The sequence below is a fragment of the Sphaerisporangium rubeum genome (assembly GCF_014207705.1).
In the GTDB taxonomy this organism is placed as follows: Bacteria; Actinomycetota; Actinomycetes; order Streptosporangiales; family Streptosporangiaceae; genus Sphaerisporangium; species Sphaerisporangium rubeum.
This window is the reverse complement of the sequence record NZ_JACHIU010000001.1, coordinates 3,679,700-3,697,475: the sequence shown is the minus strand read 5'-3', so window position 1 is coordinate 3,697,475 and position 17,776 is coordinate 3,679,700. Positions and strand designations below refer to the sequence as shown.

Genomic DNA, 17,776 nt, shown 5'->3' with positions numbered 1-17,776 from the left:
GCACGGGGTTCCTGGACGAGACCGGCTCACCGGCCGGCGAGAAGGCCCCTGCTCGCGGCCCAGGCGTCGTCGTGGTACGTGGTCAGGTGGCGCGGGTGCGCGTCGCCGATCAGGGTGACCACGGTGCCGGTCTCGCCGCGTGCCGCCATCCGGTCCACCAGGGTCAGAGCGGCGTGCACGGCGGTGCCGGTGGAAGCGCCGACAGGCAGGCCGGTGACCGTCCTGACCCGCCGGGCCGCGGCGACGGACGCGGTGTCGGGGACCGGGATGACGAGGTCGACGAGATCGGGCCGGAAACCCGGCTCGATCCTCGGCCGGCCGGCCCCTTCGATGCGGCTCGGCATGCCGGTGCCGTAGTCGGGGACGTCCAGGGTCCAGCCGGGGAAGTAGGCGGAATTCTCCGGGTCGGCCACCGCCAGCCTGATCTCGCCATGAAGGTCGTGGTCGCGGATCCACTCACCGACCGTGGCCGACGTCGCCCCGGTGTGCACCCCCGTCACCACCCAGGCGGGACGCACCTGCGCGAACAGCTCCCCGGCCAGGTCGTGAGGCGTCGCGCGGCCGAACATGTCGAGGAAGTGACCACCGGCCCGCCGCGCCTCGTCGTAGATGGCGAGTGGAGGCGTGACGAACCGGCACCGTCCCCCCAGTTCCTCCACCGGCCGGGCCCGCGCCGCGCTGTACTCTCCCGGCATCACGGCCACGTACGGCACCCCGATCAGCCGCGCGAACCACGCCTGCGCCACCGCCGCGTTCCCCCCGGTCGCCTCCACGACGGTAGTCCCCTCGGTGACGAACCCGTCAAGCACCGCCTGCCGGAACAGCGCTCCGGCATGCCGATGCCGCAGGCTCCCTGTCGAATGCGCCGACTCGTCCTTGAGCAGCAGCCGGACCCCCGGCACGTCGAGGGGGAACTTCACCAGTGGTGTCGGGGGTCCTGGTCGTAGCTTGTCCAGTGCTTCGGTTTTCCAGGCCATTGAGCGAGTCTTACAGAAATCGCTCCTCAGCGATCGCCTTTACAAAGTAAGTTCGTTATAGGAGAAAACGGCTCACAGCTTCGGCTCGCCGGCTCGACGATCTCCGCGCCGACGTGACGTGGCCCTTGGGTGCTTCGCGACCGACTGCGTCAATTGTCCGTTGCCGGAGTTTGCCGTGTCGCTCCGGGCCCGGAGGAGCCGGGTTCCTCGGGCGGAATCGTCTGAAGACGGAGGCCGAAGCTGGTGTCGAGCGGCATGTTCGCGCGGATCCGGCTCACGAAATGCTCATAAAGGCAAGCGTACCGGTCGGAGTCGCCGCGCAGTTCCCGCTCGCGTCGGATGAACGGGTCGAGGGCTTGCCACGCTCGGTTGGCTCGGTAACCGAGGAGCGGGATGACGAGCGACTCGTCGGCCATTCTCCGGGTTGCGAAGTAGGCGAATCCACTGAAGAAGCCGACCACCTTGTTGACGGCGACGCGCGCCTCCTCCGGAAGCCCCGTCATGCCCACAGCCGGGTCGTTCTCCTGCGCGAGCCGCTCGATGACGTACGCCTCCGCGCGCTGGAAATCCTCTGACCGGAATTCCTGGAACAACTCGACCAGAACAGGAAGCTGATTGGAGCCGCGCATGATCGCCACCTGCTTCATTGCCATCACCAGCGACACGACCAGGGCGGCCGCGGACAGAATCAGGGCGAGACTCTCCGAATCCACCAGGTGACTCCTCTTCGGGTTGTGGGAAAAGGACCGTTCCTGGCCCTACAACGATCGGATGCGCGCGTGAGTTCTCCTGGCGACGGCACGCGGACGACGACCGGCAGATGCCCACCACCAGCACAAGTGGCTGTCGAGCTCAAAATCTCATCAACGCAACCGACGACCAGGCCACCTCCTGTGCTGTCGCACTGAAGGCCCTACGATGCGAAAGAAATCTGGACGGCGCTCCGACGCCGGAATTCGACACCAAGAGGCGCGACAACTGTCCCGCCTGGACTCGTGGGGTGCTCGCATGGGTGGAGCACGACAGCCGTCCCGTCTCAGTGCCTCAGCACGCGGCTCAATCATCGGTTTCCGGCTGGGTGAGGAAGTTATCACGACACCCGCTTTGCGCCGTCCGGAGTCATCGCCTTTACGAAGTAAGGTGCATGTTCAGCCCCAGGTGACCTTCGGCTGGTCGTCCCCGAGGACCGTCACGGCGAGTCCGGCGCTCCGCTCCCCCTCCGCGCGCCGGGTGCGCGGCAACCGCTCGAAGGTCGAGACGGCGACCTCGTGGCCGCCGCGCCGGTACCGCCACGTCCCCGCCACCTCGCCGTCCACCAGCAACAGGCCTGGACCCGACAGCGCGCGCAGTGCCTCCTGGCGGCGTGCCTTGTCGGGGATGAGCAGGGTGCGGTCGGTCTGGCGTACGTAGGGGTCGTTGGGTGGGACGAGGACCACGCCGGAGGGGGCCGGTGCGGTGCGCAGCGGGTCGAGGAGTTCCTCAGGCAGGTCGTAGCGGTGTCCGTCGATCTCGACGCGCACCAGCTCGCCGAGGTCCGGCCACAGATCGGCGACGGAGGCGGAGCCGAGCCAGTCGCGGTAGACGGGCCGGCTCACCGGGCCGTTCACCCGGACGTACGTCTCCAGCATGGTCAGGCGCGGACGTTCCACCTTCTCCTGCGGGTCGCCGGGTGGCGGCAGAAGGACGGTGCCGCGGCGCCGGTCCGGGTCGAGCACGAGGCACGCCTGGCGTCCGGCCTCGCGGAACAGCCGGTCGGGGACGTGCCTGGCCTTGCACCGGGGACACCACTCCACCAGTTCCGGCCGTACCCGTTCGGTGACCTCGCCGCTGGCGTCCCCCTTGGACACCGGCCCGCGCACCACCGCCGCCAGCGCGGACGCCACCTCATCGACGGCCGCCACGTGAGCGGGTCCCCCTTCGTCCGCGTCCTGCGGCGCCAGCGCGTCGCGGACGAACGCCAGCCGTCCCCGCCGGTAGACGTGCGGCGCGACCCGCACCGACCACATGGCGGCCAGCGGGCCGTCCGAGACGACCGCGTCCGCCACGTCCGCGCCGTCCACACTCGCGGTCCGCTGGACGAGCGACTGCACGGCCCCCACCTGGCGGGTGTCCTGGAAGCCCAGCGTCAGCAGCCGATCGAGTCCCTCGTCCCCGCGGCGCTCAGCGAAGCCGTGCGTACGCCACCGGTAGCCCAGCCATCGGACCCTGTCCACGGTGATCGACCTGGCCATGGTGTGACTCATGCCCCGCAGCCAGAGAACTAACGTTTCCCGTTCCGGTGCGGCGGGTCGCCGGGGTGCTGCCGGCGGGTCTGCTCCTGGTGTCGTCCGCGGGCCGGCGAGCGGCGGCGCGTACGGTGCCACCCTTTCTGTCCACGGCAGGTGCGCTGGTCGCCGGGTCGAATGCGCCGACTCGTCCTTGAGCAGCAGCCGGACCCCGGCACATCGAGAGGCAACTCCGTCAGCGGTGTCGGAGGTCCTGGTCGCAGTTTCTCCAGGGCTTCGGTCTTCCAGGCCATGGGTCGAGTCTCACAGAGATCGCTCCCGAGCCACCTCCTTTACAAAGTAAGTTCACTACCGGAGAAACAGTCGAGAAAGCGGGGTCAGCAGGGCCGGGTGACGGCCCTGCTGACGCATGTACCTGTTCCCGTGGGATCAGCAGGAGAGGGTGTAGGTCGCGGACCCGCCGCTCATCACGAGCGGCGAGTTCGCGTAGCCGGCCTTCGTGAATCGCGCGGCCCCCAGGGTCTGGTAGGTGGCGCTTCCTCCCGTGCACGCGACGGACCTGGAGTTCCCCACCTGCGAGACGTTGCTCCCCGTCGTGATCTGCCAGGGTAGTCCGCCGCCGTTCACGACGAAGGTCATGGCGAGGTCGATCGTGTCGACGACCGCGTCGCACTGCGCGGTGGCGGTCTCGACCACCTGGGTGCCGACCACGGTCGGGTTGGAGATTCCCCCACCGCAGGTGATGATGGCCGCCAGAGCCTGCCCGTTCGCCGACACCGCGGCGGCCGTCCGGACGAGAGTCACGGTGTACGAGCGCTTGTGGCCCTTCCAGGGAGTGTTCTGGTTCTCGGTGGCGAACGGCGTGGACGGGGTGCGGTCCGCGTCGGCCGGGCCGGTGGTGAGAGCGGCGATCATGGCGCAGCTCATGGCCACGAGTGCGGCCAAGCGCACGGCGCGCGTTCGGAAATGCATTGTGGTCCCTTCGCGTGAGTGGTTTCCTTCTGCCGGACTGTTTCTGAATGCGATCCGGTCAGGAGCGCGCGGTCGATCGAGCGAGCATGCCGGGACGTGCGTGAGGAAGTGACCTCAAGAGTCGCTGCTCTATTTGCTCCTGACCCCGTGCGCAGTCACAAGAAACGGCTTGTGACGAAGCCTGCAAGGGTACCTTTGAAATCCGGCTGCCGAAGTCAAGGCTAACTCAGCGATGCGCCGGGAAAAATGCGCCATATCTGGCCGGATCCGGCCAGATCGAACGGTTATGAATGAAGACGCAGCTCATCAGGGCCGGCCACTGGTTTGGCACGGTGCCGAGATCGGCGCCGGCCAGGACCGGATGTATTGATCTCCGGCCATAACCTGCCATGTGGAAATTACTTATCACCGGAGCATGTTACTTCGTTCCTCATATGGCAATGCTTTCACTCCGATGTGATCGCCCCGAAAAGGCGGTAGGGATGATGGGCCGGGGCTGGGAGCACAGCACGCGCAGCGGCGCGCCGAGATCGCCGACACGGTGCTCGCCGTCGTGGCCGAGCGCGGCCTGGCCGCCGTCTCGCTGACCGAGGTGGCCGTCCGGACCGGTATCGCACCCGGACCCGCGAAGGCAGGCATGTCTTCTACCGACGGAGCGACCCCGGCGATCGGCTCACGGTCCCGTGGAACTGATCGTCCACCGGACGACCACCTGCGTCCGGAATGAGACATGCGTATTCATCGGGAAATCGAGAGGAGTTATTCTCGCGAGAGTTGCTGATCTGCCTCACGAATGAGCAGGCGAGGGTGGTCGCGTGTCACTTCAGGCCAGAGGACCGGTCGCGATACTGATTCTTTGTGTGCTGACCGCGTCGTGCACCTCTGGAGGAAATGGCCCGCCCCCGTCACCCGTGACCACACCCCCATCGCCGTCGAGCACCGCGCCGGCGTATACCTGCGAGCCCCTGGACAGCCTCACCCTCGGCAAGACGATCACGATCGGCCCGCCGCCGGGCAGCAGCTACCAGCCGCCTCTGATGGACATCGCCGCACACCCGTTCACTCTGGCGAACAACACCACCACAGCGAACGGCCACGCCAAGACCGAGAACAGCGGCAAGGCCGGTGGGTCCGGTGTGGAGATCCGCGTCAACAACCTGACGTTGTCGATCAGCCGGGGATTCGGGCAGGTCCTGCGGCGCGTGCGCTTTTCCTTCGGCGAGTACGGCGGAAACATAAACGTGTCCGCCAACAACCAGCTCGTCAACGTGGACAACTTCTCCGCACTGCACAGGAAGACCATCGGCGGGGTTGAAGCGACCGTCCTCAGCGGCGGTCTCGGCCACGACAATGGCGTGATCGAGTTTTCGGGGACCATGCGGGATCAGCAGAACGGTCTCGGCCAACTGGCCGTCGGCGGCCAGGAGCTCTGGATCGACGACATCTGTTTCGAACAGTAGGACGGGCCGGGAGGATGGATCCGTCCTCCCGGCGGTCACCACTCCCCGAGGTGCCTGCCGCACCGCACCGCGGCCAATGCTCCGACACGGGATACGCGGACGGTCACCCGATGCGGAGCGGGAGGGTGCGGGGGCCGCGGACCTGGCCGGTGGCCCAGGTGACGGCGGTGGGGTCGGCGAGGGTGAAGGCCGGGATGCGCTGGAGCCAGACCTCCAGGGCCACGCGGAGTTCCATGCGGGCCAGGTGGGAGCCGACGCAGCGGTGGATGCCGAGGCCGAAGGCGGCGTGGCGGTTGACCTCGCGGTCGATGACGATCTCGCCGGCGCGCTCGAACTGCGCGGGGTCGCGGTTGGCCGCCGGGAAGGACAGCAAAATCCAGTCGTCGGCCTTCATGTCGACGCCGTGCCAGTGCATGTCCTCCTTCACCAGGCGGGCCATCGTCACCGGAGCGTAGGCGCGGAGCAGTTCCTCCATCGCGGTGGGGAGCAGGGACGGTTCCGCGACCAGGCGTTCACGGTCGGCGGGGGTCTTGGCCAGGTGCCACAGGGACGCGCCGATGGCGCTCCACGTGGTGTCGATGCCGGCGATGAGCAGCAGGGCCATGGTGCCGGCCACGTGGGACGGGTCGAGTTTGCTGCCGTACAGCTCGACGTTCGCCAGGTACGTCGTGAGGTCGTCGCGGGGATGCGCCAGGTGGTCGCGTACCTGGTCGAGCAGGTAGTCGAACAGGCGGCCCATGCGTTCCCTGCGGTCCTCCGGCGTCAGGTTGACGCCTTCGAGCGCATCGTCGACGAACTCGCGGAACCGGGGGCCGTCCTCCGGCGGGAAGCCGAGCATGCCGGCGATGACGCGCATCGGGATGTGCTGCGCGTAGTCACGAGCCGCGTCCACGCGCTCCGCTTTGCCTCCACTGACCGCCGTACCTTCAGAAGTGGTCTGGCAGCCAGGGCTCGAACTCGGCCGTACAGCGGACAAGGGTCGCGAGCGCCTTCTCCGAAACGGCGTGGACGCCGGCCATGCGGGCTGAAGTGGTGGACCTATAGCCGCCCGCGTACCAGACCGCTAACTGGCCCCGTGTGAAGGTCACCTGTCCCTCGACGTGAGTGGGAACGATCTCAGCCGTACCGGCCCTGACCTGAAGCACCCACCGGCCCCAGCCGCCGGTCTCGTTCTCGATCTCGATCGAGACAGCGGTGGTGAGGTCCCTGGGCCAACCGCGAAGCCGGACGGCTTCGGGGATGTCGAGAATGCGGATCATCCATGGATGCCAAGCTTCGGCGATGGTGCGGTGGTGACGGAGCCCGTGGAGGAGGGTGGGATAGGGCGGTAGTGTGCCACGCCGGAAGGTGATAGTCCGCGCACGGGTATTGTGGCGGCCGAGGAACGCGAGCATGCCGGCGGCCGTGGACTGGCCGGCGGCCCAGAAGTCCTGAACGACCAGGCTCATACCGTGGCGCTCGTGCCGTTTGGTGGTCAGGCTGAGCAGGCCGGTGGTGGGCTGGCCGGGCCGGGCGAAGCGGTAGGTGATGAGGTTGCCCTTATCTCGCTTCCATCGGGTCCACCAGGTAGGCCGATGGACGGGACCGTTCCACTGGCGAGCGAGCTCGCGTTGGAGGGCTTCGGCCTCGTCGGAAGGTCCATGCTCCACCTCGAAGTCCCCATCGGTGAAGGAGTGCTTGAGATCGTCAGCGGCCACCGCCCAGGCGAGCACTTCGGTGGGGGCTTCCCATCCGAGGCGGCGGGCATAGCCAGTGGAGGAGGTCACGATCGTGGAGATCACCGCACCGCGCTCGATCAGAGGGCGCAGTCGTTCAGTGACCATTTCGGTAGACAGATGGCAGCCGCGCTCTTCAGGGGCCACACAGCCGTCACCGAGGCATGCGCTGGGTACGGAGGCGCCGCCGAAGAACTGATCGACCAGGAGACCAAGGCCGCCGGCGACGACACGGCCGCCGCGGACTGCGACCTGGAGGTCGGCGTGCTCGCGCAGGTGGGTGATATCACCGATCGGGTGACCGTAGGCGCGGGTGGCAAGCTGGTCGTACTGCTCCCACAGGTCGTCATCGCCTGCGGTGAAGGTCAACTGCTCGCTCATGGTCTGCCTTCAGTAGTGGGTGGCGTCGCGGGCGGCGTCAGCGTCCAATGGCACGAGAAAGGTGCGGGTGAACGCCAGGACGCTGATGTTGTCCTGGTTGTGTGCGGTGGTGTGACAGGTGATGACCCCCGTGTCCGGACGGCTCTCAGAGTCCCGGCGATTGAGGATCTTCGTCTCGGCGTACAGTGTGTCGCCGATGTGGACGGGTGCGGTGAAGCGCGCCTGTTCGACGGCAAGGTTGGCGGTGGTCAAGCCGCTGATGCTGCGGACCGTCATGCCGGCCACGAGGTTGAGAGTGACACCGGAGCAAACCAGTATGCGGCCCCACTGCGTCTGGCTGCTGTAGTGGGCATCGGTGTGGATAGGGGCGACATTGCCGCTCAACGCGACACCAAGTAGGTTGTCGACGTCGGTGACGGTTCGGCCGGGCCGGTGTTCGATGGTCATGCCTGGGGTGAGTTCCTGATAGGAGAGGCCGACGCTCTCGCGGATCCGGTCCTCGCCGATCCGTCGGTAGCCGTGGGGCAGGCCGGGACTCATGACGTGCTGTCCGCTTCGGCGACGAGCGCGCGGGCCTGGTTGAAGAAGGGAGTACCGCGCATCTTCCCGGCCACAGTGGTCACCGTTCCTCCACTGACCTCTGCGGCTGCCACGATGGCGCGGGCTTGGGCGATCTCCTCGGCGGTAGGCGTGAAGACGTCGTTGATCACCTGCACGTGGCGGGGGTGAACGCAACTTTTGCCGTAGAAGCCAAGTTCTTTGGCCCGCTCAGCATCACGGCGCAGGATGTCGGGATCGTCGAGTTCCCAAGTGGGAGCATCGACAACAGGGATGTTTACGGCGTTGGCCGCGTTGATGAGGGCCGAGCGAACGTAACGGAGGGCATCCCAGCTCAGGCCACAGCGGACGGAGGCGGCGTAATCGGCCGAGCCGAAGAGAACGCCGCCGAGCCGGGGCGCGCGCACGATCGTGGAGAGGGTGTCGAAGGCCCGTGGGCTTTCTATCAGCGCCCAGATTTCGGGGGTGTATCCGTCGGCGTCGAGCGCGGCAGCGACGAGTTCGATGTCGCGGGGTGATTCAACCTTGGGGACCACGATCAGGCCGGGCCGGCTCACGTAGACGGCGAGAGCAACGAGATCCTTGACGCCGTCGATCGTCGTAAGGCTGTTCATCCGGATGCCGAGGGTGCAGGGCGGGTCAGGAATGGCGAAGAACGCCTCGGATGTGGTGCGGGCAGTCTGCTTATCGTTGAGGGCGACGGAATCCTCGATATCGACGACGGCGACCGCGGCGCCGGACTTCTGCGCCCCCGCGAAGCGGTCCTTGTGCAGGCCCGGAGTGATGATCCAGGCCCGTCCGGGCCACCGGCTGATGCTGGTCATGACTGGTCACCTTCCGCTGCGCTTGGTGGTGATAAGGAGGTCGAGTTGACCAAGGGTGGTGGCGCTTCTTATGTCGCTCTCGCTGACGTCGATGCCGTAGCGGTGGGTCAAGAGGATGGACAGTTCGACGACGGCGAGTGAGTCGAATCCGGCGTGGTCGAGGCTGGCGTCGGCAGTGAGCCGGTCGGCCGGCAACTTGAGGTCGTCGGTCAGAATTCGGGTGAAGTCACCGGTCATGTCCGGCTCCTCGTGGAAGATGGGTGAGGGAGAGATCAGGCCAGGTGAGAGTGGTGGCGCCCCAGGTCAGCCCGGCACCGAACGCAGTGAGAAGGGTGCGATGGCCGGGCTTGAGGCGTCCGTCGGCGGCGGCGCCGGCCAGGAGCACAGGAATGGACGCGGCGCCGATGTTGCCGGTCTCGGCGATATTGCCGAGTTGGCGATGGTCAGGGACACCGAGTTGGCGAGCGACGAACGAGGTGATGCGGCTGTTGGCCTGGTGCGGGGCCAGGCGGTCAATGTCGCCAAGTTCCCATCCGGCGGCGGTGGCAGCCTGACAGGTAGCGGCGGACATGCGATCGACCGCGTGCCGGAAGACTTCGGCTCCGTCCATTTCCAGGGTGCCAGGAATGGAGGCCCGAATAAGATCGGCGCCTGTACCGTCGCTGCCCAGCACCACCGGCCCAAGTGCACCGGTCTCATCCATGCTTCCTCGGCGCAGCACCACGGCTCCGGCGCCGTCGCCGAACAGCGGGACGGTTGTACGGTCCTCTGGGTCGGGAAGGACGGCGAGACGGTCAGCGCCAACGACCAGGACTACCCGCGCGGTGCCAGCAGCGATAAGCCCGGCTGCCGTGGCGAGGGCGTACAAGAAGCCGGTGCAGCCAGCCGCGAGGTCGCAGGCAGGGATACCGGTCAGCCCCAGCCGGGTCGCCACGGTGGGAGCGAGGGCGGGACAGCAGCGATCCGGAGTGGTGGTGGCCACTACCAGGGCCTCCACCCTGACCGGTTCGCCTTCGGTAAGAGCCTGCTCGGCGGCCCGGACAGCGAGGTCCGTCGTGGACAGGTCCACACCGGCGACGTACCGCCGGCGAATGCCGGTCCGTGAGTGGATCCAATCGTCCGTGGTGTTCAGACGTGCGGTCAGATCAGCGTTCGAGACAATGCGCGAAGGCAGCGCCGCGCCGACTCCGCACACCACGGCCGCGCTCCCGGATGCGATGGTCATCGAGTCACAGCCTTGAGCTGGCGGGCGACATCGCCGATCATGTCTTCCTGCCCGGCGACGATTTGCCGCGCGCCGAGGGCGAGAAACAGGTCGACGGGGTCGACTCCTTCGGCGCGTGCGGTCTCAAGGACGGGCCGCTTGAAGCCGGAGAACACTCCGGCAAGTCCGCTGGCCACAGCGATCGAATCGATGGAGGGCGGGGTCGTCATCAGGCGGTTGGCTACGACATCGGCGGCAGCCAGAATCTCTCGCAGGCCGATGCCGGTCTCCAAACCGTGGCGTTCGAGCACGGCCACGAGAACCTCAAGCTGAGTGTTGCCGGCCCCGGCGCCGAACCCCCTGGCGGTCGCGTCGAGGATGGATGCGCCCGCGTCCACGGCGGCAAGGCTGTTCGCCACGGCCAGGCCCAGATTGTTGTGACCGTGGAAGATGACCGGCACGTCGACGGCGATGGCGATGGCGCGCACGCGCTTGGTGACCTCGTCAGGGAGGTAGTGGCCGGCCGAGTCCATGATGCCCACAGCTTGTGCGCCGAACTTCACCATCAAGGCGCACTGTTCGGCTAGTTCGCCGGCGCTGGTCATGTGGCTCATGAGCAGGACGCCCTGGGCTTCGGCACCCAGGTCACGGACGACGCCGAGGTGGCGTTCGGTGACGTCGGCCTCAGTGCAGTGCGCGGCGATCCGAACAACGTCGGCACCGTGGTGAACGGCGGCCGCCAGGTCGTCGGAGGTGCCCCAGCCGGGGGCCATGAAGGCGCCCATCCGCGACGTAGTGAGGGCTTCTCGGACGGTACTGAGCATAGTGGCATCGTCGAGCCGGGCACGTCCGATCTGGAGACTGGAAGCACCTAGGCCATTGCCGTGGCCGACCTCCACCACCGGCACTCCTGCGGCGTTCGCAGCGATGGCGTAGGCGCGGAGTTGGTCGGCGTCGAGCTGGTGGCCGACCGCATGGTGGCCGTCGCGCAGAGTCGGATCGTGCAGGAGGATCCTGGGCCGGTGGCGCGGACGCGTGTTCATCGGCGGACTTCCCTTCATCGGGAGGCAGCGATCGACTGCTCGGCGAGCAGGACGGCGGCGGCGTTGATGATGTCGACGCTTCCGGCGTGGCGGGGCAGGCGTCCTCCGGAAGCGGTCACCTCCACCACGACCGAGATCCGACCTGGCTGCACGGCGAGCGAGGTCACTTCGAACCCGGGAGTGTAGGCACGCACAGCCTGGGCGGCGCTCGCGATACTCGTGCGGACCGATGCCGGACGGATGTCGTCCGCGAGGACGGTCATGGCCACCCGGAACGGCGGAGCGGGGCGGGCAGGGCTGAGGTTGACCATCACCTTCACGTCTCGCGTGCCGGTGAATGTCCGGATCGCCGTGGATGTGGTGGCGATGTACTGGTCGAGATTCAGACGAGTGGCCCGGCCGGCGCTCGCGCTCGCGCCAGTGGAGACGACTTCGATGTACGAGGGGGTGCAGCGCCGGGCGATAGCGTGCAGGACCGGGATGGCCGCCTGTCCGCCGCAGCTGACGAGGTTCAGGTGCCGGTGGATTGCCGCCATGTGGCTATTGACACCCGGCACGATGACCGTGCCGAGCCCCGTGGGGGTCAGGTCGATCAGGATGGCACCCGTGGGTTGCAACGCCGCCCAGTGCTCGGCGTGACTGTCGGCGTTGGTGGCGTCGAAAACCACATCGAATGGTCCGGCCTCCACCACAGCGCGAATCCCACCGGCCCTGGTGGGGTGGCCCATCTCGGTCGCCCGGCGCAGCCCCAGGCTGTCCCTGTCACGGCCTGCCACGAGGGTCAGTTCCAGCTTTCCCGACCCGCGTATCTTGTCGACAAGGTCGATCCCGATCAGGCCCGCTCCGAGTACGGCAACACGCGGAAGCTGTTCATCGGCAGCCATGAGCCACTCCTTCGTCCAAGCGGATGGGTGAGGCAGGAACAATGAGCCGCCGTCAGCGAACGTGCAGTTCCACCGGCGGGAGCCGCGGCGATCGAGCACGTACCGTGGTCCGGGGTTCCAAGGGAAGGCTGGCGTGCACGGCGCCTGCAAGGACCAGCTGTCCGGCATGCAGGCCCTCGCCGAAGCGGTGGAGCCTGCCGGAGAGCCAGGTCAGGGCACGAAGCGGGTCGCCGAGGACGGCCCTGCCTTCCCCCATGGCCATCTCGGTGCCGTTGACGCTGACCACCAGCGGCTCGGCCGCCAGGTCCATGGCCTCGCTGAGCGGCACCATCGGCCCGGTGACGACCCAGGCGCAGGACGCGTTGTCGGCGACGCTCTCCGCGACGGTGATGCGCCAGTTGGTGAACCGTGTGTCGATTACCTCCAGAGCGAGAAAGACCTCCTTCGCCGCCGCCCGCGCTTCCTCGACGCTCACCCTCGGACCAACCAGGTCGCAGCCGAGCCGAAAAGCGATCTCGGCCTCAACCCGCGGCTGCATCAGCACGCACCTGGCGAGGGTGCTGCCGGTGGGCAACACCCTGTCGTTCAGCAGGACGCCCGAGTCAGGTTCGTCGACGCCCATCTGTTACATCATCGCCTGAGAGGTCACTCCAGCCTTATGGCCGACAACTCGGGCGCCATCCGCGATCCGCAGAGACACCGCTGCCTTCTGCACCCGGTAGGCGGTTTCCAAAGAAAGCTTCGGCCGTCGGACGGTCAGCGCATCGATCGGAACTCTCTCGTACTCGGCCGCCAGTAGAGCCGATGCCGTCGTTGCGATCCACCCATCATCCTGCTCGTCCATGATCTCTCCTCGGACATGGGACATCACATGCGATTCGCGGACGTGAACACGGAACAGGTCCGCAGCGGCACTGGTGTCGGCCACCGTGCTCGGGCCTGATGAAGAGTCAACCGTCGAACGCATCGCAGCGGTACGGTAACGACCAGGCCAAGCGGTATACCGTGTATATCAGGGCAGGTGCTCATGGCTACACGCACGCCGAACATCCAGCTCAGCGCCCTTGTCGCAGAATCCGGTCTCACCTACGAGGCGTTGGGCAAGGCGGTCTGCGCGGTCGCCGCCGAATGCGGCACATGCTTACGTACGAACAAATCCAACGTCGAGCACTGGATCTCCGGATCCGTGCCCCGCGGCGACACACCCCGCTACCTCGCGGTCGCACTCTCCCGGCGCCTGGGCCGCCTCTTGACCCCCGCCGACCTCGGCCTGCCATCCGCGGCAGATGACGAGAATGACACCATCGGATTGTCCATCGGGAGCGACCCGCTGGACATCCTGATGCCGATGTGGAGGTACGAGTTGGACCGCCGCCGCTTCCTGACAGCCTCCGCCTACTCCGTGGCAGCCGCATCCTTACCCCTTAGCCACGTCCAGGACATCGCCTCCCGTACCAAGGCCGCCAACATCGGTTACACCGTCGGCATGGCGGAGGTCGCCGCCGTCCGCGACATGATCCAGGCGTTCTCCGAAATGGACGAACGCCACGGCGGACAGCACGGCCGCAGTGCCCTGGTGACCTACCTCAACGACGACGTGGCCCCGTTGTGCCGGGCCCGGTTCCGCACCGACAAAGTCCGCCAGGAGATGCTGTCCGCCGCTAGCCGAGGCGTCCACCTACTGGGTTGGAAAAGCTACGATGCAGGTCAGCAGGGACTCGCTCAGCGCTATTACCTCCAGTCCTACGCGCTGGCCACCGAATCAGGCCTACATGGACACGATGGATTCGTGATGCGCACGATGGCTATGCAAGGACTCAAGCTCCACCGTCCCGAGCACTGCCTGACCTTGGCCGAGACAGGCCTGAACCGCGCCAAGGGACGGGTGGATGCCCAGACCGAAGCCCTCTTCCGCGTTGTTCACGCTCACACTCTCGCCAAGAGCGGTAATCAGCGCGCGGCCCTCGCCGAGGCCGAGCATGCCCGCACCCTGCTGAGCGGTGCTCCTGGCGATGAGGTGCCGTTCTGGGCACTGGCCTGGGGGCCGCCGGCCGCGTCGGTGTACTCCCGAACAGCCAAAGTTCATGAGACGTTGGGAGACCACCGGGCCGCCGCCGAACTGTACGCGCTGGCCGCCGCGACCCGCCCGGGAGACACCTACGCGCGCGTCGTCGCCCTGGACCTGGTCGCAGGTGCGGAGATGCACCTCAAGCGTGGCAGCATCGAGCAGGCCTGTGCCACCTGGCACCGTGCCATCGACCACATGGACGGTGTGCAATCTGTTCGCATCCGAAAGGCGGTCTCGCGCATGCGCAGCGACCTCGCACGCTTCCGGGCCCGTGGCCTGCGCTGTGTGGCAGATCTCGACGAACGGGGACGCGACTTCCTCGCAGGCACCTGATCTCAGCGGCACCCAAAGAACCTGCGGACGACCGGCCCAAGGTAGTCCGCGTGTGGGCCGGTCAGACCGGCCAGGTCGTCCGGTGAACGCACCAGGGCGATGTCGTCGAGCTCAGGTTCGCGGCCCTGAGCGCGCTCGGCTGCTGTGGCAGCAGTGAAGTCTTCGCGCAGCGCTGCCTCGGGAAGTGCCGGGGCAAGGTACGTCAGGCCGATACTGCCGTTCTCGCCACGGGTGATGACCCACAGCTTCAGGTCCTCCGCGGCTGTGCCGATCCCCAATTCCTCGGCAAGTTCTCTCGCGGCCTGACCGGTCAGTGCCGACTCGTCCAGGGCTGCCCCGCTCTGCGGAGGTTCCACAGACCCCCCTGGCAGCTGCCAGCGGCCCTGGGCAGCCGTAGAGGTAGACATCCTCGCTGTCACCACACGTCCGTCGTCCGTCGGTTGAACGACATTCACGAACAACGAGGGCAGAGCGCTGGCGCCGGGAACACGACGCAAAGCATAGTGCCGGTAGGTCACACGTACCCAGGAGAGGCGCAGAACGCGCCGGCTGATCCACTCCAGTCCTCTGATCGCCACGACAGGTCCGTCGAAAAGAGCGGGATTGGCTCGAACCGCACTATCCCACACCCGGTCTCGGGCTTTGGCGTCCTCGGGCGGCAGCGGCGGCTCCGCGGCTTCGGCCAGCACGAGACGGTCGACGTCGAAGAGGTCAATGCCCGCTTGGGGCAGCGTCTCGGCCATCGACTCATCGTAGAACTCGCTCAGAGATTTGACCGCCATCATGACTCTGTGCCCCTGGGGAACTAAGGATCTCGCGGGACGATCTCATCGACGCGAATTATTTTCAGATCCTCTCGTGAACCACTCACCCGCCGATGCGGAGCGGGAGGGTGCGGGGGCCGCGGACCTGGCCGGTGGCCCAGGTGACGGCGGTGGGGTCGGCGAGGGTGAAGGCCGGGATGCGCTGGAGCCAGACCTCCAGGGCCACGCGGAGTTCCATGCGGGCCAGGTGGGAGCCGACGCAGCGGTGGATGCCGAGGCCGAAGGCGGCGTGGCGGTTGACCTCGCGGTCGATGACGATCTCGCCGGCGCGCTCGAACTGCGCGGGGTCGCGGTTGGCCGCCGGGAAGGACAGCAAAATCCAGTCGTCGGCCTTCATGTCGACGCCGTGCCAGTGCATGTCCTCCTTCACCAGGCGGGCCATCGTCACCGGAGCGTAGGCGCGGAGCAGTTCCTCCATCGCGGTGGGGAGCAGGGACGGTTCCGCGACCAGGCGTTCACGGTCGGCGGGGGTCTTGGCCAGGTGCCACAGGGACGCGCCGATGGCGCTCCACGTGGTGTCGATGCCGGCGATGAGCAGCAGGGCCATGGTGCCGGCCACGTGGGACGGGTCGAGTTTGCTGCCGTACAGCTCGACGTTCGCCAGGTACGTCGTGAGGTCGTCGCGGGGATGCGCCAGGTGGTCGCGTACCTGGTCGAGCAGGTAGTCGAACAGGCGGCCCATGCGTTCCCTGCGGTCCTCCGGCGTCAGGTTGACGCCTTCGAGCGCATCGTCGACGAACTCGCGGAACCGGGGGCCGTCCTCCGGCGGGAAGCCGAGCATGCCGGCGATGACGCGCATCGGGATGTGCTGCGCGTAGTCACGAGCCGCGTCCACGACGTCCTGGCCGTCCAGCGCGTCGATGAGTGAGTGGCAGTACGCGCGGGTCGGCTCCTCGTGCCGGGAGATGGCGGTCTTGGTGAAGGCCGGCAGCAGCAGCTTGCGCGCGTCGTGGTGGAACGGCGGGTCCGACGAGATCGGCGGGACGCCGCCGATCGGCGCGATCTCGCGCGGCGGCCGGAAGTTGCCGACGATGATGGACCGCGACGAGAAGTGCTCGGTGTCGTAGGCGATGTCCGCGACGTCTTCGTAGCGGGTCGGCAGCCACGCGCCGCCGAACCGCTCGGTGCGCGCGATGGGGCAACGGCCGCGCAGGTCGTCCTGGATGGCGTACGGGTCGGCGGCCCACTCGGGTTCGGTGTGGGAGAAGTCGGTGGCCCAGTCCGAGACCGGGCCGGTGACGATCTCGTTCCGCTTGCCTTCGTACGGCGAGCGCAGGATCTCCACCGATCCGTCGAAACGGTCGTCCGCTGTCATGGTCACACTTCCTAGAGGATCTCGATCGCTCGTTCGGGACAGTTCGCCACCGCCAGCCGCGCCGTCCGCTCCTCACCGTCCGGCACGGCGCCGTCCCCGATGACCTTCCCGTAGCCTTCCTCGTCGTCGCCGAACAGCTCAGGCGCCAGTTCGTAGCAACGTCCGTGCCCCTGGCAGCGCTTGGGGTCTATGCGTACCTTCATCCGGTCGCTCCGTTTCCCGTGTCGTGCGACGCCGCCGGCACCGCCAGAGCGGCCACGACCCGAACCAGCAACGCGGACCACTCCGCGTCGTCCACCGTGTGCAGGTCCGGCGTGACGAGCGCACTCCCCATCGCCAGCAGCAGACACAGATGCGCCAGCGCCTCCGGCGACACGGCCGGGTCCAGCTCCCCACTCCCCTGCCCCGCACGCACCAGATCGGCGATCCACCCGGCCCGCTCACCGACGTACCCACGCATCGGCCCCGCCACGTCCTCGTCCCTGCGCGACGCGACCAGCGCCTCCACGACGAGATGCCGGTGCCTGTCCCGCCGCCGCGGCAACCACCGTCCGATCGCCAGCAGCAGATCACCGATCGACCGCTCCGGCGCCGCCGCCAGCAACGTGGACATCACCTGCGGCCCATACCTGCGCAGCGAAGCCACCAGCAACTCGGCCTTGGACCCGAAGTGCGCGTAAAGCGCACCGTTGCTCACCCCGGCCGCCGCCGCGATGTCCGCCACCCGCGTCCCATCGTACCCACGCTCGGCGAACACCCCGGCGGCCGCACGCAGCAGCCGTTCCCGGGTCTCCGCGGCGGTGACACCGGCGACACGTCCCACGGAACGAATTAAAAATACGTTCATTTTTTATGTCAATAGGAAGTGCCGCAGCCTCGATGCCTGCGTTCTGCTCTCGGTAGATTCTCGCGACGCTCGCGGCGTTCCTGCTGTGCAGGCGGCGGCAGGCCAGCCGGGTAGGTGAGTCGCACGGTTACAGAACCGAACCCACC

Annotated in this window: 20 protein-coding genes; 2 read left to right on the top strand and 18 right to left on the bottom strand. The window is 67.4% G+C overall.

The annotated features are described in order from the left end of the window. Nucleotides 1-26: 26 nt before the first annotated feature. The 4 genes from BJ992_RS15990 to BJ992_RS15975 form a co-directional block, all read right to left on the bottom strand. Entirely contained in the window at nt 27-977 is a 951-nt protein-coding gene (locus tag BJ992_RS15990) for a PLP-dependent cysteine synthase family protein (protein WP_184981764.1), read from the bottom strand. Nucleotides 978-1,126: 149 nt separating this feature from the next. Continuing rightward, the gene (locus BJ992_RS15985) at nt 1,127-1,690 is read right to left on the bottom strand and encodes a DUF4760 domain-containing protein (protein ID WP_184981762.1); all 564 of its coding nucleotides are present in this window, start codon (nt 1,688-1,690) and stop codon (nt 1,127-1,129) included. 435 nt (nt 1,691-2,125) lie between these two features. Further along, a complete protein-coding gene (locus BJ992_RS15980; RefSeq protein ID WP_184981760.1) occupies nt 2,126-3,220 on the bottom strand; it encodes a DNA glycosylase AlkZ-like family protein in 1,095 nt (364 codons plus the stop codon). A 411-nt stretch (nt 3,221-3,631) separates the two neighbouring features. Continuing rightward, nucleotides 3,632-4,174 (bottom strand): hypothetical protein, encoded by a 543-nt coding sequence (locus tag BJ992_RS15975; RefSeq protein ID WP_184981758.1) that lies wholly within the window; start codon nt 4,172-4,174, stop codon nt 3,632-3,634. A gap of 911 nt (nt 4,175-5,085) precedes the next feature. Between BJ992_RS15975 and BJ992_RS15970 the strand changes: the two genes are divergently transcribed. Next, nucleotides 5,086-5,634, top strand: a complete 549-nt coding sequence (locus BJ992_RS15970) for a hypothetical protein (RefSeq protein WP_184981756.1) — start codon at nt 5,086-5,088, stop codon at nt 5,632-5,634. 103 nt (nt 5,635-5,737) lie between these two features. On the opposite strand, the gene BJ992_RS15965 is transcribed toward BJ992_RS15970, so the two are convergent. From BJ992_RS15965 to BJ992_RS32175, 10 genes are read right to left on the bottom strand one after another with little or no spacing between them, the layout of a single operon-like run. After that, on the bottom strand, nt 5,738-6,526 hold the full coding sequence (locus BJ992_RS15965; RefSeq protein WP_343072685.1) for a cytochrome P450: 789 nt from the start codon (nt 6,524-6,526) through the stop codon (nt 5,738-5,740). 34 nt (nt 6,527-6,560) lie between these two features. Further along, nucleotides 6,561-7,730, bottom strand: a complete 1,170-nt coding sequence (locus BJ992_RS15960; RefSeq protein ID WP_184981754.1) for a GNAT family N-acetyltransferase — start codon at nt 7,728-7,730, stop codon at nt 6,561-6,563. Nucleotides 7,731-7,739: 9 nt separating this feature from the next. Then, on the bottom strand, nt 7,740-8,270 hold the full coding sequence (locus BJ992_RS15955) for a MaoC family dehydratase (RefSeq protein ID WP_184981753.1): 531 nt from the start codon (nt 8,268-8,270) through the stop codon (nt 7,740-7,742). Beyond that, nucleotides 8,267-9,112 carry an HpcH/HpaI aldolase/citrate lyase family protein gene (locus BJ992_RS15950; protein ID WP_184981751.1) on the bottom strand — a complete coding sequence of 282 codons (846 nt, stop codon included), beginning with the start codon at nt 9,110-9,112 and terminating at the stop codon, nt 8,267-8,269. The genes BJ992_RS15955 and BJ992_RS15950 overlap by 4 nt, the downstream gene beginning before the upstream one ends. A 6-nt stretch (nt 9,113-9,118) precedes the next feature. Further along, a complete protein-coding gene (locus BJ992_RS15945; RefSeq protein WP_184981750.1) occupies nt 9,119-9,349 on the bottom strand; it encodes an acyl carrier protein in 231 nt (76 codons plus the stop codon). After that, nucleotides 9,339-10,337: a beta-ketoacyl-ACP synthase 3 gene (locus BJ992_RS15940; protein ID WP_184981748.1), complete on the bottom strand. Its 999-nt coding sequence runs from the start codon at nt 10,335-10,337 to the stop codon at nt 9,339-9,341. The genes BJ992_RS15945 and BJ992_RS15940 overlap by 11 nt, the downstream gene beginning before the upstream one ends. Next, nucleotides 10,334-11,359 (bottom strand): 4-hydroxy-2-oxovalerate aldolase, encoded by a 1,026-nt coding sequence (gene dmpG, locus BJ992_RS15935; RefSeq protein WP_184981746.1) that lies wholly within the window; start codon nt 11,357-11,359, stop codon nt 10,334-10,336. The genes BJ992_RS15940 and dmpG overlap by 4 nt, the downstream gene beginning before the upstream one ends. Nucleotides 11,360-11,373: 14 nt before the next feature. Further along, nucleotides 11,374-12,243: an acetaldehyde dehydrogenase (acetylating) gene (locus tag BJ992_RS15930; protein WP_184981744.1), complete on the bottom strand. Its 870-nt coding sequence runs from the start codon at nt 12,241-12,243 to the stop codon at nt 11,374-11,376. A 52-nt stretch (nt 12,244-12,295) separates the two neighbouring features. Beyond that, on the bottom strand, nt 12,296-12,865 hold the full coding sequence (locus BJ992_RS15925) for a 2-keto-4-pentenoate hydratase (protein WP_221474840.1): 570 nt from the start codon (nt 12,863-12,865) through the stop codon (nt 12,296-12,298). Nucleotides 12,866-12,868: 3 nt separating this feature from the next. Next, nucleotides 12,869-13,087 (bottom strand): hypothetical protein, encoded by a 219-nt coding sequence (locus BJ992_RS32175; protein WP_221474839.1) that lies wholly within the window; start codon nt 13,085-13,087, stop codon nt 12,869-12,871. Between the two features lie 183 nt (nt 13,088-13,270). Between BJ992_RS32175 and BJ992_RS15920 the strand changes: the two genes are divergently transcribed. Next, a complete protein-coding gene (locus tag BJ992_RS15920) occupies nt 13,271-14,644 on the top strand; it encodes an NsdA family TPR-like regulatory protein (RefSeq protein WP_184981742.1) in 1,374 nt (457 codons plus the stop codon). Nucleotides 14,645-14,646: 2 nt separating this feature from the next. Here BJ992_RS15920 and BJ992_RS15915 read toward each other — a convergent pair whose 3' ends face one another. The 4 genes from BJ992_RS15915 to BJ992_RS15900 form a co-directional block, all read right to left on the bottom strand. Continuing rightward, nucleotides 14,647-15,387, bottom strand: coding sequence for an NUDIX hydrolase (locus tag BJ992_RS15915; RefSeq protein ID WP_184981740.1), 741 nt, complete (start codon nt 15,385-15,387; stop codon nt 14,647-14,649). Nucleotides 15,388-15,511: 124 nt separating this feature from the next. After that, nucleotides 15,512-16,783 carry a cytochrome P450 gene (locus BJ992_RS15910; protein ID WP_184981738.1) on the bottom strand — a complete coding sequence of 424 codons (1,272 nt, stop codon included), beginning with the start codon at nt 16,781-16,783 and terminating at the stop codon, nt 15,512-15,514. 11 nt (nt 16,784-16,794) lie between these two features. After that, nucleotides 16,795-16,986: a ferredoxin gene (locus BJ992_RS15905; RefSeq protein ID WP_184981736.1), complete on the bottom strand. Its 192-nt coding sequence runs from the start codon at nt 16,984-16,986 to the stop codon at nt 16,795-16,797. Continuing rightward, a complete protein-coding gene (locus BJ992_RS15900; protein ID WP_184981734.1) occupies nt 16,983-17,606 on the bottom strand; it encodes a TetR family transcriptional regulator in 624 nt (207 codons plus the stop codon). The genes BJ992_RS15905 and BJ992_RS15900 overlap by 4 nt, the downstream gene beginning before the upstream one ends. Nucleotides 17,607-17,776: the final 170 nt, after the last annotated feature.

Excerpts from the sequence above, each read along its gene's own strand:
- BJ992_RS15990 (WP_184981764.1), bottom strand. The coding sequence starts at position 977 with ATGGCCTGGAAAACCGAAGCACTGGACAAGCTACGACCAGGACCCCCG.
- BJ992_RS15980 (WP_184981760.1), bottom strand. The coding sequence starts at position 3,220 with ATGAGTCACACCATGGCCAGGTCGATCACCGTGGACAGGGTCCGATGG.
- BJ992_RS15975 (WP_184981758.1), bottom strand. The coding sequence starts at position 4,174 with ATGCATTTCCGAACGCGCGCCGTGCGCTTGGCCGCACTCGTGGCCATG.
- BJ992_RS15960 (WP_184981754.1), bottom strand. The coding sequence starts at position 7,730 with ATGAGCGAGCAGTTGACCTTCACCGCAGGCGATGACGACCTGTGGGAG.
- BJ992_RS15955 (WP_184981753.1), bottom strand. The coding sequence starts at position 8,270 with ATGAGTCCCGGCCTGCCCCACGGCTACCGACGGATCGGCGAGGACCGG.
- BJ992_RS15950 (WP_184981751.1), bottom strand. The coding sequence starts at position 9,112 with ATGACCAGCATCAGCCGGTGGCCCGGACGGGCCTGGATCATCACTCCG.
- BJ992_RS15945 (WP_184981750.1), bottom strand. The coding sequence starts at position 9,349 with ATGACCGGTGACTTCACCCGAATTCTGACCGACGACCTCAAGTTGCCG.
- BJ992_RS15940 (WP_184981748.1), bottom strand. The coding sequence starts at position 10,337 with ATGACCATCGCATCCGGGAGCGCGGCCGTGGTGTGCGGAGTCGGCGCG.
- dmpG (WP_184981746.1), bottom strand. The coding sequence starts at position 11,359 with ATGAACACGCGTCCGCGCCACCGGCCCAGGATCCTCCTGCACGATCCG.
- BJ992_RS15930 (WP_184981744.1), bottom strand. The coding sequence starts at position 12,243 with ATGGCTGCCGATGAACAGCTTCCGCGTGTTGCCGTACTCGGAGCGGGC.
- BJ992_RS15925 (WP_221474840.1), bottom strand. The coding sequence starts at position 12,865 with ATGGGCGTCGACGAACCTGACTCGGGCGTCCTGCTGAACGACAGGGTG.
- BJ992_RS32175 (WP_221474839.1), bottom strand. The coding sequence starts at position 13,087 with ATGGACGAGCAGGATGATGGGTGGATCGCAACGACGGCATCGGCTCTA.
- BJ992_RS15920 (WP_184981742.1), top strand. The coding sequence starts at position 13,271 with ATGGCTACACGCACGCCGAACATCCAGCTCAGCGCCCTTGTCGCAGAA.
- BJ992_RS15915 (WP_184981740.1), bottom strand. The coding sequence starts at position 15,387 with ATGGCCGAGACGCTGCCCCAAGCGGGCATTGACCTCTTCGACGTCGAC.
- BJ992_RS15910 (WP_184981738.1), bottom strand. The coding sequence starts at position 16,783 with ATGACAGCGGACGACCGTTTCGACGGATCGGTGGAGATCCTGCGCTCG.
- BJ992_RS15905 (WP_184981736.1), bottom strand. The coding sequence starts at position 16,986 with ATGAAGGTACGCATAGACCCCAAGCGCTGCCAGGGGCACGGACGTTGC.